Annotated in this window: 10 protein-coding genes; 5 read left to right on the forward strand and 5 right to left on the reverse strand. The window is 66.0% G+C overall.

What is annotated here, in order from left to right; translation table 11 throughout:
* The first annotated feature begins 81 nt into the window (after positions 1 to 81).
* Together H4W01_RS16905 and H4W01_RS16910 are read left to right on the forward strand one after the other, a co-directional pair.
* A complete protein-coding gene (locus tag H4W01_RS16905) occupies positions 82 to 1,707 on the forward strand; it encodes an alkaline phosphatase D family protein (protein ID WP_209612574.1) in 1,626 nt (541 codons plus the stop codon).
* A 70-nt stretch (positions 1,708 to 1,777) separates the two neighbouring features.
* Positions 1,778 to 2,785: a LacI family DNA-binding transcriptional regulator gene (locus H4W01_RS16910; protein ID WP_209612575.1), complete on the forward strand. Its 1,008-nt coding sequence runs from the start codon at positions 1,778 to 1,780 to the stop codon at positions 2,783 to 2,785.
* Between the two features lie 154 nt (positions 2,786 to 2,939).
* On the opposite strand, the gene H4W01_RS16915 is transcribed toward H4W01_RS16910, so the two are convergent.
* A complete protein-coding gene (locus tag H4W01_RS16915) occupies positions 2,940 to 4,013 on the reverse strand; it encodes a YeiH family protein (RefSeq protein WP_435803873.1) in 1,074 nt (357 codons plus the stop codon).
* A 184-nt stretch (positions 4,014 to 4,197) separates the two neighbouring features.
* Between H4W01_RS16915 and H4W01_RS16920 the strand changes: the two genes are divergently transcribed.
* Positions 4,198 to 5,433 (forward strand): MFS transporter, encoded by a 1,236-nt coding sequence (locus H4W01_RS16920; protein WP_209612576.1) that lies wholly within the window; start codon positions 4,198 to 4,200, stop codon positions 5,431 to 5,433.
* A 38-nt stretch (positions 5,434 to 5,471) separates the two neighbouring features.
* On the opposite strand, the gene H4W01_RS16925 is transcribed toward H4W01_RS16920, so the two are convergent.
* Both H4W01_RS16925 and H4W01_RS16930 read right to left on the reverse strand, forming a co-directional pair.
* Complete coding sequence (locus H4W01_RS16925; protein ID WP_209612577.1) at positions 5,472 to 7,853, reverse strand: TonB-dependent receptor; 2,382 nt, start codon at positions 7,851 to 7,853, stop codon at positions 5,472 to 5,474.
* A 100-nt stretch (positions 7,854 to 7,953) separates the two neighbouring features.
* Entirely contained in the window at positions 7,954 to 9,045 is a 1,092-nt protein-coding gene (locus tag H4W01_RS16930; protein WP_209613422.1) for a Gfo/Idh/MocA family protein, read from the reverse strand.
* 21 nt (positions 9,046 to 9,066) lie between these two features.
* On the opposite strand from H4W01_RS16930, the gene H4W01_RS16935 reads away from it, so the two are divergent.
* Positions 9,067 to 9,975, forward strand: a complete 909-nt coding sequence (locus tag H4W01_RS16935) for an aldo/keto reductase (RefSeq protein ID WP_209612578.1) — start codon at positions 9,067 to 9,069, stop codon at positions 9,973 to 9,975.
* Entirely contained in the window at positions 9,972 to 11,042 is a 1,071-nt protein-coding gene (locus H4W01_RS16940) for an LLM class flavin-dependent oxidoreductase (RefSeq protein WP_209612579.1), read from the forward strand. Before H4W01_RS16935 ends, H4W01_RS16940 begins: the two co-directional genes overlap by 4 nt.
* 111 nt (positions 11,043 to 11,153) lie before the next feature.
* On the opposite strand, the gene H4W01_RS16945 is transcribed toward H4W01_RS16940, so the two are convergent.
* Both H4W01_RS16945 and H4W01_RS16950 read right to left on the reverse strand, forming a co-directional pair.
* Entirely contained in the window at positions 11,154 to 11,717 is a 564-nt protein-coding gene (locus H4W01_RS16945) for a hypothetical protein (protein ID WP_209612580.1), read from the reverse strand.
* Between the two features lie 151 nt (positions 11,718 to 11,868).
* Positions 11,869 to 12,879 (reverse strand): alpha/beta hydrolase, encoded by a 1,011-nt coding sequence (locus H4W01_RS16950; protein ID WP_334685321.1) that lies wholly within the window; start codon positions 12,877 to 12,879, stop codon positions 11,869 to 11,871.
* Positions 12,880 to 12,889: the final 10 nt, after the last annotated feature.

Below are 12,889 nucleotides of genomic sequence, written 5' to 3' on the forward strand. Positions count from 1 at the left end.
GCTTTAGCCAAGGGCGATCGCACTGTCACGCAGACGCCATATCGAGGGCGCAGGGGCTCGGCATTAGCTGGAGATGTTCCCATGACCCTTCGTATCGATCGCCGCTCCTTCCTGCTCACCGGTTCGTTCGGGCTCGGCGCGTTCGCGGTGCCGGGCTTTGCGCAAAGCAACACGGTTGCGAGTGCGCGGGGCTTCACCCATTCGGTCGCCAGCGGTGAACCCGCCAGCGATTCGATGCTGCTATGGACCCGCTATGTCCCCGCCACCGGCGACACCGCCGAAGTCCGCGTCGAACTGTCCGAAACGCCCGATTTCGCGCATGTCGTGGCGGGGGGATCGCAAATCACGGGTGTGTGGCGCGATTTCACGGCGAAGATCACCGTCGATGGCCTCGCGCCGGGCCGCGTCTATCATTACCGCTTCATCGCGCCCGATGGCAGTTTCTCGCCGGTCGGCACCACCAAGACGCTGCCGGTCGGTCCGGTCGATCGCTTCCGCGTCGCGACCTTCTCCTGCTCGAACATGCCCTATGGCTATTTCAACGCATACGCCCATGCCGCCGCGCGCGACGATCTCGATTTGACGATCCATCTCGGCGACTATTTCTACGAATACCGCACTGGGGATTATCCCGCGCAGAAGGATCAGGTCGCCGGGCGCGTGCCGCTTCCCGCCACCGAATTGCTGCATCTCGCCGATTACCGCATCCGTTACGCCAGCTATCGCAGCGACCCCGATCTGATGGCGCTGCACGCCAAATTGCCGATGATCGTGCAGTGGGACGATCACGAATCGTCAAACGACAGCTGGGAAGGCGGTGCCGAAAACCACCAGCCCGACGAAGGCGATTGGAATGCCCGCCGCGCCGCCGCGATCCAGGCCTATCGCGAATGGATGCCGGTGTCGGACGAGCCGTGGAAGGCCTATGAGATCGGCACGCTTGCCACGCTGTTCCGCACCGAAACGCGCCTGCTCGCGCGCACCAAGCAGCCCGATGTCGCAGGCCTGTTCAAGGCGGCCGATCCGATCGCGGCGCTGAAGACCTTCCGCGACGGCGCGTGGCTGGACCCGGCGGTGACGATGATGGGCTCGCAGCAGGAAAGCTGGCTCAACCACGCGCTCGCGCAATCGGTCCGCCAGGGCCAGCGCTGGCAAGTCGTCGGCTTCGGCACGATCATGGGCGCAACCGTGATGCCGCAGGATGCGCTGAGCTGGGTCGCCCCCGATGCTCCGGCGCGCGCCAAAAACTATATTCTGGCGGGCGTTGCGGCGGCCAAACTTGGCTTGCCGTTCAATTACGACAATTGGGGCGGCTACCCCGCCGCGCGCGCGCGCTTCCTGAAGGGCGCGCAGGCGCAAGGAGCCAACCTCATCGTACTGTCGGGCGACAGCCACAATGCCTGGGCCTATGATCTGGCGCAGGACGGCAAGCCCGCCGGCGTCGAATTTGCCGGCCATTCGGTCACCTCGCCGGGCTATGAAGCCGCCACCAAGACCGACCCCAAGCTGATCGCCGCGACGCTCGTCCGCGCCAATTCCGAACTCAAATGGTGCGACACGTCGCGCCGCGGCTATATGGCGATGACGTTGACGCCCAGCAGCGCCAGCAACGACTGGATCATGGTCGACACGATCAAGACGCACACCCCCGCCGCCAGCATCGGCCACACCGCGACGATCCAGCGCGGGCGCAACACCATGGCATGACGGTTGCCGAGACCCCGCTGGTGCGGCACACCCGTGCGCCACACCAGCGGGGCATTCGGGAGCGGCGACTTTGCGCGTAACGATCAAGGACGTATCTCGCGTTTCAGGGGTATCGATCAAAACCGTGTCGCGCGTCCTCAACAAGGAGCGCTATGTCGGCGAGGAAACGCGCGCAAAGGTTGAGGCGGCGGTTGCCGAGCTGAACTTCCGCCCGAATGCGGCGGCGCGCTCGCTGGCGGGAAAGCGCAGTTTTCAGATCGCGCTGATCTGCGACAATCCCAGCCCCTATTATGTCTACGAAATGCAATCGGGCATTCGCGATCGCTGCGTGGCGGACGGCGTGCGGATGATCGCCCAGCCCTATGATCGCAACTCGACCACCTTGCTCGACGATATCGAAAATCTGGTCGACGCGACGCATGTCGATGGCTTGATCCTGACGCCGCCGGTGTCGGACTATCCGCAAGTGCTCGATCTGCTGCAGCGGCGCGGGGTGCGCTTCGTGCGCGTTTCGCCGGGCAGCGCGCTCGAGCTCGCGCCGTCGACCTTCATCGACAATGCCGCCGCCGCCGCGACGATGACCGCGCACTTATTGTCGCTCGGCCACCGGCGGATTGGCTTCATCGCCGGACATCCGAGCTATGCGACCAGCGGCCAGCGCTTGCAGGGCTATACAACAGCGCTCGGGCAGCAGGGCATCGCCTTCGATCCCGCACTGGTGCGCGAGGGCAGCTATGATTTCGCCTCGGGCGCAGCAGCCGCCGAGGCGCTGCTCGCGCTGCCGCAGCCACCAACGGCTGTGTTCGCCTCCAGCGACGACATGGCGGCGGGCGCGCTTACGGCGGCGCACCGGCGCGGCCTCTCGGTGCCGGGCCAGCTGTCGGTCGCCGGATTCGACGACACCGCGCTGGCCGGCTTCGTCTGGCCGCCGCTCACCACGATCCGTCAGCCAACCCGGAAAATGGCGTATCAGGCCGCCGACCTGCTACTCGCCCCCGCGCACGCCGCGATCGAGCGCCGCGAAGTGGCCTATGAGCTGATCGTGCGTGAATCGACCGGGTCGGTGACAGGGTTGTAAGCCCGATTTTTTCTCCCCTCCCTGGAAGGGAGGGGCCGGGGGTGGGTCGGCTGATGGCGAGCGTTTCGCCCGACTACGGGCCCACCCACCCCCTACCCCTCCCTTCCAGGGAGGGGAGAACATCAGCCCCCTGGCCTACCCACGGGCAAAACGATCACCCGATCAGCACCAACGCCGCAACCAGCGCCAGCCCGAACGCCACCAGCGTCGACGCCAGGATTACCAGCAACGGCTTGGGGCCCGCCTCGAGCAATTGCGACAATGGCGAGCGGATCGCGGTCGCGGTCACCGCCGCCGCCAGCATTGCCGCCGCAATCCGCTCGGCACCGGTCGCGACCACCGCCGGGATCACCCCGAAGGAATTGATCCCCGCCAGCACAAAGAACCCAACCACGAACCACGGCACACCCGGCCCCTTGGCATGGCCCTCGCCCCCGCCGCCCCAGCGCGCCAGCCCCATCGCCACCACCGCCAGCACCGGCGCGAGCAAGGCAACGCGCGTCAGCTTGACGATTGCGGCGATCGCGCCCGCGCCGTCCGAATAGGAATAGCCCGCGCCAAGCGCCTGCGCGACATCGTGGATCGACGCGCCCAGCAGAAATCCCGCTTTCAAGTCGCTCATATGAAAGGCATGCGCGACCAGCGGATACAGCATCATCGCCGAGGCGCTCATCGCCGAAATGCCGACCAGCACCAGTGTCAATTGCGCCTGGGTGGTGCGCTTCTCGCCCAGGGTCGTCGCCAGTGCCATCGCCGCCGACGCCCCGCAAATCGCCACCGATCCGCCCGCCAGCAAGCCGAAGGCGGTATCGAAGCCGAAGCGCCGCGCCGCGAACACCCCCGCCGCCATCGTCGCCGCAACGATGCCGACGACGCACAGCAAGGCAACCGGCCCCAGCGCAACGATCTGCCCCGCCGTCACCCGCACGCCGACCAGCACGATGCCCCAGCGCAACAGCGAGCGCGAGGCAAAGGCCAGCCCCGGCGTCAGCCGCCCATCGACGCTGAGAAAGTTGAGCGACAGGCCGATCAGCAACGCCATCAGCGTCAGCGGCACGCCGTAATGATCCGACAGGAACCCGGCGGCGAGCGTACCCATCGCCACCACCAGCAGCCCGGGGACATAGCCGCGCCAGCTGCTTTTTGGGCTGCTCTCCATGTCGCCGTACAGGTCGCCATACAGGTCCGCCGCCATCGGAAGCGGACGGGTGCGCTGCGGGATCGTCATCGTACTCGCCGCCTTTTCCGTCACCCCGGGCTTGTCCCGGGGACCACCGTGCCGCACACCGCACGGACAGGTTTTGCCGCTCGGTGGCCCCTGGGACAAGCCCGGGGTGACACAATGATTTGGACCTAGCCCAAAGCGATCATCTGTGACAACGCTGTCTCGATAAGAGCCGGGAGCGGATAAAATGGCACTACGCGGCGGCGCAGCACGCTGGATCATCGTGGCGATGGTGTTCGTGGCGGTGATGCTGAATTACGTCGATCGCCAGATCCTGGCGCTCCTCAAACCCACGCTCGAGGCGCAGTTTCGCTGGTCCAACCGGGATTACGCCACGCTCGGCATGGCGTTTCAGGTTGCGACGGCCTTCGCCTTTCTTGGGACCGGTTGGTTCCTCGACCGGGTCGGGCTTCGGCTCGGGTTCGCGCTCGGCGTGCTGGTCTGGAGCCTGGCCGGGATGGCGCATGCGTTTGCCGCGACCGTTCCCGCATTCTTCGCTGCCCGCATTGTGCTCGGCATCGCCGAATCGGTCGGCACGCCAGCGGCGGTGAAGACCGCCGCGACCTATTTCAACCATAAGGATCGCCAGCTTGCGCTCGGCATCGGCAATATCGCGCCCAATGTCGGCGCGATCGTCACCCCGTTGTTCATCCCCGCGCTCGCGGTCGCTTATGGCTGGCAAGCGGCGTTCCTGCTTGCGGGTGGGCTCGGCGTGCTGTGGGTCGGCGTGTGGCTGGCGCTCCGGGTCAAGCCGGTCGCGCTCGACGCCGTGGCCCCCGCGCCCGTGCCGTGGCTCAGCATCCTGCGCTCGCGCGAGACCGCCGCGATCGCGATCGCGAAGATTCTCTCGGACCAAGTGTGGTTCTTCATGCTGCTTTGGCTGCCCGACCTGTTCCACCGGCTGTTCGGGCTGGCGCAGGGCACGCTGGGGCTACCGATCGCGCTTGTCTACGGGATGGCGGCGTGCGGCGCGCTGACCGGCGGCTATCTGCCGACGCGGCTGATTGCGCACGGGTGGAGCGTCAACCGCGCGCGCAAGATGACGATGCTGGGCTATGCCGTGCTCGTGCTGCCGGTGGTGTTCGTCCAATCGGTCGAAAGTCCGTGGGCGGCGGCGCTGCTGCTCGGTCTGGTACTGTTCGCGCATCAGGGGTTTTCGACCAACGTGTTTGGCGTCACGACCGACATTACCCCGGCCCGCGCGGTCGGCAGCCGGATCGGGATCGCGGCCTTTTGCGGCAATCTCTGCTCGGTTGGGATGATCGCGTTCCAGGCCTATGCGCTCGAACATGGCTGGGGCTATGCGCCCGCGCTCGCGATTTGCGCAGGGTCGTACCTTACCGCGCTGCTGGCGATCCACCTGCTGATCCCGGTGATCGTACCGGTCGGCGAGCGCAGTGCCGACGTGATCGTCGCACACTGAAACACCCTCCCCCGCGCTGCGGGGGAGGGTTCACAGAATCAGAACGTCACGCGCCCGGTCACCCCGAAATAGCGATCGGCGTCGCGCGGGATCTGGTAGCGATAGGCTTGCCCCGGCCCGCCATTGATGATCGATGCGGCAAAGCTCTTGTCGAACAGGTTGCGCACCTGGAAGGTCAGCTTGTAACGATCGTCCTTGCTGACCAGCCCGGCGCTGAGGTTGACCAGGCTATACGCCCCGATCGTCCCCAATTGCCGCTGCACCGCATCGGCCGAGAACAAGCCAAGCTCGCTGCTCTGATACGAGCCCTGCGCGCCGAGCAGCACATCGGCAAAGCCGCCGGTGCGTACCCGGTAATCGACGCTGACATTGCCCTTCCACTTAGGCGCAAAGCCGAGCGGGGTTCCCGCCGGGATCGTCGCCGAACCGGCTGGCGCGTTGAACTTGTCGACATGCGCGTCGGTATAGGCGGCACCCCCTGTGATGCTCAAGTCGCGCACCGGCCGCAACGTCGCGTCCAGCTCCACACCGCGTGTCGAGACGTCGCCCGCATTGGTGAAGCGCGTGACGACCACGCCCGCGACCAGATCCGGATTGTTCGCCTGAAAATTCTTATATTTGGCGTAGAATGCGGCGAGGTTGAGCGTCAGCTTGCCGCCGAGCAGCGTGTTCTTCAGGCCGATCTCATAGGAATCGGACGTTTCCGGCGCGATCACATTGGTGCCGGTCGCGGTCAGATTGTAGAACACGTTGAACGCCGGGCCCTTATAGCCGCGCGCATAGGTCGCATACGCGGTCGAGCCGTGCGAAATGTCGTATTGCACACCCGCCTTGCCCGACAGATTCTCGTTGGTCGCTTTCGCGCGGAACGGCACGCCGTTGGACGCGCTCACCGCCTGCGATGCCGCAGTCGTCGCCGAGACGCCGATCCCAATCAGCCGGACATATTCGTTATACACGCCCTGATCGAAATTGGCGTTGATCCCCGGCCCCGCGAGCGTGGTGGCGCGCGAATGGAACACATCGAGCTGATCGACGGTGTAGCGCAAGCCCCCGATCAGGCGGAAACGATCGCTGATGTTAAGCGTGCCCTGCCCGAACAGCGCGACATTCTTGAACACCGAGCCGAAATCGGCGGTGCCGGTAGGGAAGGTCGAGGGGTTGGCCGACGCGCTCGAGCACGGCGTCAGCGCGGTCGGTGCCGGCGTTACCGCTGCGGTGCACACCTGATCGTTGCGCGTGAACACCCGCTCGCTCGCGGCGCGCGAATAATAGGCCCCGAGCACATAGGTGAGGAACTGATGCCCCGGCGAGGTCAGCCGGATTTCCTGGCTGAACGTGTCGCCGGTCTGCGGCCCGAAATCGTGGAGCTGGTTGAAACCGATATAGGCCGCGGGCAGGAAATCGCCGTCGCGGATCTCGGTATTTTTGTAGTTGCGATAGGCGGTGATCGACGTGACCGTCTGCGTGCCCGCCTGGATGTCGGCCTGGAGCGAGAAGCCGTAGCCGGTCTCCTTGGTCCGCGTCGTCAAATTCTGCGCGAGTTCGCGGGTGTCGGTGCCGCGTGGCGTTGGCAGCGCTGCTGTCGACGCATTGGTGGTCACCGCTCCCGTTGCGGTGTTGATCGGCCCGGTCGCGATCACTTCACCGCAGCAATCGTCATTGTTGCGGTGATAATCGGCGATGAAGGCGAGCTTCACATTGGGTCCGGCATCGGCATCGACCTGCAAGCGCCCGCCATAATGTTCGAAGCCGTTGACCAGCTTGCCAGTGGTGACGTTGCGGATGTTGCCGTCATAATTGGTGTAGAAGCCGGTCAGGCGCGAGCGCACATACTCGCCCAGCGGCACATTAATCGCGGCGCGTGCGCGATATTCGCTGTCGCTGAAGAACCCGTCCTCGACATAGCCGCCAAACGTGCTCGTCGGCTTTTTCGAGATGATGTTGATGACGCCGGCGCTCGCATTTTTGCCGAACAGCGTGCCTTGCGGCCCACGCAGCACTTCGATCTGGTCGACATCGACCAGGTCGCCAAACGCCTCGCCCGCGCGGCTGTAGACCACGCCGTCGACCACGGTCGAAATCGATGGCTCGCCCGCGATCGAGAAGGTCGAGGTGCCGACCCCGCGCAGGAACAGCGACTGGTTGAGCGTCGTGCCCGATTTCAGGAAATTGAGCGACGGCACCAGATATTGCGCGCCCTCCAGGCTGGTCTTGCCCTGCGCGGCGATCGCATCGCCGGACACCACGGTGACGGCGAGCGGCACGTCCTGCAACCGTTCGGAGCGCTTCTGCGCGGTGACGATGATGTCCCCGGGCGCGTCCTCGGACGCCGCAGGGGCAGGCGCGGTCTGCGCGAAACTCGGTGCGGCTGACACCAATGCCAGCGCCGCCGCGCCCGTCAGGTACAATGCTTTCATCCTATCCCTCCTCAGAAATCCCATCTTTTCGATGGGTATTATTCTTTTTGCGCGGCGGACATCGCTGTCATACTTTTCCGCCGTAAAGCTGGGCTTGGTCTCAGAACCCCAGTTCGGCCATCTCCACCACACGGTGCTCGCGTGCGCTGATCTCGGCGGCGGTGCCGATCGCGACCGCCATCATGCCATCGGTCGCGGTAACCTCGACCGGCCCCGCCCCGCGCACCGCCGCGTTGAAGCGCTGATGTTCATAGAAGGTCGATCCGTGATGGCTCCCGGCGGCGAGCGCGGCCTGGTCGACCTCGACCACCCGCCGCGTCACCCGCTTGGCATTGCGGAAGCCGACGCGCGGCGCATGCACCAAAGCGCCTTCGGGGATCAGCACGTCGAGCCGCGCTTTATCGCCGACTGCGGTAATCTCCTCCTGATTTTCCGCGCCATCGGCGAACATCGACAAATCGAGCAGCGCCCGCACGCCGTTCGCGAAATCCACCGTGGTATAGCTATTGTCGATAATGTCGGGGGTCTCGCCGCCATAACGCTCGTCGAGATGGTTCACGTCCATCGCGCCCGAACAATAGACGCGCACCGCCTCGCTGCCGGTGATCAGCCGCATCAAATCGAAGAAGTGGCAGCATTTCTCCACCATCGTGCCGCCGGTATTGCGGTTGAAACGGTTCCAGTCGGCGACCTTGACCAGGAATGGAAAGCGATGCTCGCGGATCGACAGCATCTGCAACCGCCCGATCGCGCCGCTGCGGATTTCCTCGATAAAGGCGGCCGCCGGCGGCATGTAGCGATATTCCATCGCGGTCCAGAACACGCGGTCGGTCTGCGCGGCGCGTTCCACGATCCAGCGGCAATCATCGAGCGTCGTCGCCACCGGCTTTTCGCACAGGATATGGAGCCCGGCGTCGAACAATGGCTCCAGCACGCGGCGGTGCGTGTAATTGGGGCTCGCCACGATCACCGCGTCGCACAGTCCGCTTGCCGCCAGCGCCTCGACCGAGTCGAACACCGTCGCCGGGCCCGCCCGATCGCCCAGCGCGCTCGTCGCCCAACCGATCGATTCCGCCACCGGATCGGCCAGCGCCGTCACCACCGCGCCCGGCGTGATCGCCAGGTTGGTGATGTGCTCGACGCCCATCATCCCGGTGCCGACCAGACCGTATCGGACTTGCTCTCCCAACATGTTCACCTTTATATGACAGCGATGTCTGAAATCACACTTACACCCGAATTGCGTCCCCTCGGCAAGAGCGGAGTGCAGGTCAGCCCGATCGCCTGGGGCATGTGGCGTTTCGCCACCGCTACCGTGGCAGAAGCACGGACGCGAATCGAGGCTGCGTTCGCCGCCGGAGTGACGCTGTTCGACACCGCCGATATCTATGGATTCGATGGCGTTGGCGGCTTTGGCGACGCCGAAACGCTGCTCGGCAAGGTGTTCGCCGAAGCCCCCGGCCTCGCCGCACAAATGGTGCTGGCGACCAAGGGCGGCATCCGCCCACCCGTCCCGTATGACCAGAGCGCGGCCTATCTCGGCCAAGCGCTCGACGCTTCGCTTGCGCGACTCGGCGTCGATCAGGTCGATCTCTACCAGATCCACCGCCCCGACATCCTCGCCCATCCGCAGGAAGTCGCGCGTACGCTCGAGGATATGGTCCGCGCCGGCAAGGTCCGCTCGGTCGGCGTGTCGAACTTTACGCTCGCCCAGACCCGCGCGCTCGAATCGTTCCTGACGATCCCGCTCGCCAGCCTCCAGCCCGAACTGTCGCCGCTCGAACTGGGGCCGATCGAAACCGGCCTGCTCGATCTGGCGATGGAGCGCGATATCGCGGTGCTCGCCTGGTCGCCGCTCGGCGGCGGACGCATCGGCGCGCCCGAGGACGACCGGTCGAAGGCGGTCGCGGTCGCGCTCGACGTCGTAGCACAACAGGCTGGCGTCTCCCGCGCCGCCGCCGCTTATGCCTGGATCATGGCCCACCCGGCGCGCCCGATCCCGATCGTCGGCACGCAGAATCTCGACCGCATCGCCGAGATTGGCGAAGTCTATAAGGTCCGCTTCACCCGCCAGAGCTGGTATGACGTTTTGGTCGCATCGCGTGGGGAGCGCCTGCCATGAGCGCGCTGCCGCCCTGCGAAATCAGCTGGTTCTCTGCGCTGTGCGATGACGATTACGAATTTCTCGGCGTCCCCGATGCGCATTTGCAATCGAGCTGGGCGCATTGCCGCGACATCGTGCTGCAGGCGGAGACCGGCGGCTTCGACAATATCCTGCTGCCCTCGGGCTATGCGCTGGGCATCGACACCACCGCCTTTGCCGCCGGTATCGCGCCGCTGCTGCGCCGCCTCGCGCTGTTGATGGCGGTGCGCGTCGGCGAAAGCTGGCCGCCGCAACTCGCCCGCCAGATCGCGACGATCGACCAGATGCTGGGCGGTCGCTTGCGCGTGAATATCATCTCGTCGGACATGCCCGGCGAGACGCTCGCCTCAGCGCCGCGCTACGCCCGCACGGTCGAGGCGATGCACATTCTGAAAACGCTGCTCAACGGCGAGCCGCTCGACCATGATGGCGAGTTCTGGAAGCTGAAGCTGGATCCGCCGCGCCTGCGTACCGTCTCGGGCAAGGCCCCCTTGCTTTATTTCGGCGGCCTCTCGCCCGATGCGCGCGACGCCGCTGCCAAGGGTGCCGACGTGTTCCTGATGTGGCCCGACCGGCAGGAAGCCGTCGCCGCGATCATCGCCGACATGACCGCGCGCGCCGCCGCTTACGGCCGCACGCTCAAATTCGGCTATCGTGCGCATGTCGTGGTGCGCGAGACCGAAGCCGAAGCGCGCACCGCCGCCGACCGCCTGCTGTCCAAGCTCGACGCCGCCGAGGGTGCCGCGATCCGCGCCAAATCGCTCGATTCGCAGTCGGCCGGCGTCGCCGCGCAAGCCGCGCTGCGCGAAAATGCGGGTGATGACGGCTATGCCGAGGCGAACCTGTGGACCGGCATCGGCCGCGCCCGCTCCGGCTGCGGCGCGGCGATCGTCGGCGATCCCGATCAAGTGCTCGCCAAGCTCAACGCCTATCGCTCCATGGGGATCGAGGCGTTCATCCTCTCGGGCTACCCCCACGCCGCCGAAGCTGATCTGTTCGCGCGGCATGTGCTGCCGAAGATCGAGCATGGGCTGTTGGCGGGGTAAGCGAACCCACCTCCGTTCGCCCTGAGCCTGTCGAAGGGCAGCTCTCCGCACGCGATCGCTTCGCCTGCTGAGAGCAGGGCTTCGACAAGCTCAGCCCGAACGGCTTGTTGCTTAGCCCCCCGCCTTGATCGCAAGATCGGTGAACAGAAATTCGCCCGTAGAACAGACGATCCGCACCACCGGCTCCGCCACCTTCAACGGGAAGCTCTTGGACTCCTTGCCCAAATTTACCACCACCGTGCTGCCATCATAGGATAGCGAGAAGGTTTGGAGGATGAAGGGTTTCTCCAGCATCGAGAAGCTCAGCAGATCGTCATCCTTGCCGCTGACACTATACGCCAACATCGGCACCGCCGCCGCGCCCGACGGCGTCTTCTTGGGGTCCGCCGCAAGCGCGGACAGCGTGAACCCGACATATTCCTTCGGGCTTTCCCCCGGCGCGACCGCAGCGGCGATCTGGAGCCGCGCGAGCGGCACATAGGTTTTGCTTGCCGCCATCGCGTTCATCTGGACATGGCCGGAAACGGTGAAGCGCACGCCGCTGGTCGGCAGGCTCAATTCGGAAAAATGGTTGGCGGCGGTGTCGCAATCATACGTTATGCCCGCCGCCATCGCCGTCCCCGGCAGCGCCAGCAACGCGGTGGCGGCTGCGCAAAGGCCAAATGCTGATGTCATGATGTTCCCCCCGTTCACCGAACTGCACCGCTCGGGCCTAGCGCAAGGTGCCGGTCGATCGGCACAGGGGCAAGTCCTGTTTCTCGGGAAGGGTTTGAGGAGCGGCAGTCAAGCCGCCCAACCCTCGCGCGAAATTCCCCATGAAGAGGTGTCACCCAAACCCCTGCGCCCGCGCCCAGCCCAGGAACAACTCCGGCCACGCCGCCACCGGCTTGCCGACTGTGCCGCGCAGGCCAAAGCCGTGCCCGCCCTGGGCGAACAGGTGCATCTCCACCGGCACGGCCGCGCGCGCGCACGCTGCGCGGAACGCGAGCGTGTTCTCCACCTTCACCACCCGATCATCCTCGGCATGGAGCAGGAAGCAGGGCGGCGTGCGTGGCGAGACATTGGCGGCGGTCGAGTGCGCGCGTTCCAGCGCAGCACTCGGCGATGGCCCCAGCAGCAGCGCGCGCGACCCAGCATGCGCCACTTCCGCCGCCATTGACTGCACGGCATAGATTGGCGCGGCGAGGCACGGTCGCGCGCTCAGGCGGTCGGCGGCATCGACCGGCGCATAGACCGGCGCGTCGAAGCGCGTCGCCAGATCGCCGCAGACATGCCCGCCCGCCGAAAAGCCCATCGCGGCGACGCGTTCGGGCACGATGCCATAATCCGCCGCGCGCGCGCGGATCAGCCGCATCGCGCGCTGTGCATCGGCCAGCGCCACGTCCGGCCCTGCCGCCCAGCCATCCCCAGGCAGCCGGTAAAACAGCACGAACACCGTGAACCCGCGCGCCGCGAGCCAGCGCCCGATCTCATAGCCTTCCTTGTCGATCACCACCAACCGATAGCCCCCGCCCGGCGTCACCAGCAGCGCCGCGCCATTGGGCGTGCGCGGGCGAAACACGACCAGGCGCGGTCGGCTGATGCCCTGCACCGCACGGTCGTTCAGCGCGTGATCCTTGCTGCGTTCGTCGACCGTCTCCACCGGCAGCGTCGGCGGCGCGCCCGGCGCACCCTTGGGCCACAGGTCGATCGTTTCGTCGGGTTCGGGCAGCGCCGTCGCCGGTGCGGCACCGCCAACTCGCGGCGGCGGCGTCTGCGCCAGCCCGCGCGCCGACCACCCGCTCGCCGCCCACCCGCTCGCCAAGGTTCCGAGAATGGCGCTGCGGCGGTCGATCACGGGCATGCTC

The sequence above is a fragment of the Sphingomonas sp. PL20 genome (assembly GCF_017875905.1).
GTDB classification, from domain to species: Bacteria; Pseudomonadota; Alphaproteobacteria; order Sphingomonadales; family Sphingomonadaceae; genus Sphingomonas; species Sphingomonas echinoides.

Excerpts from the sequence above, each read along its gene's own strand:
- H4W01_RS16905 (WP_209612574.1), top strand. The coding sequence starts at position 82 with ATGACCCTTCGTATCGATCGCCGCTCCTTCCTGCTCACCGGTTCGTTC.
- H4W01_RS16915 (WP_435803873.1), bottom strand. The coding sequence starts at position 4,013 with ATGACGATCCCGCAGCGCACCCGTCCGCTTCCGATGGCGGCGGACCTG.
- H4W01_RS16920 (WP_209612576.1), top strand. The coding sequence starts at position 4,198 with ATGGCACTACGCGGCGGCGCAGCACGCTGGATCATCGTGGCGATGGTG.
- H4W01_RS16925 (WP_209612577.1), bottom strand. The coding sequence starts at position 7,853 with ATGAAAGCATTGTACCTGACGGGCGCGGCGGCGCTGGCATTGGTGTCA.
- H4W01_RS16930 (WP_209613422.1), bottom strand. The coding sequence starts at position 9,045 with ATGTTGGGAGAGCAAGTCCGATACGGTCTGGTCGGCACCGGGATGATG.
- H4W01_RS16935 (WP_209612578.1), top strand. The coding sequence starts at position 9,067 with ATGTCTGAAATCACACTTACACCCGAATTGCGTCCCCTCGGCAAGAGC.
- H4W01_RS16940 (WP_209612579.1), top strand. The coding sequence starts at position 9,972 with ATGAGCGCGCTGCCGCCCTGCGAAATCAGCTGGTTCTCTGCGCTGTGC.
- H4W01_RS16945 (WP_209612580.1), bottom strand. The coding sequence starts at position 11,717 with ATGACATCAGCATTTGGCCTTTGCGCAGCCGCCACCGCGTTGCTGGCG.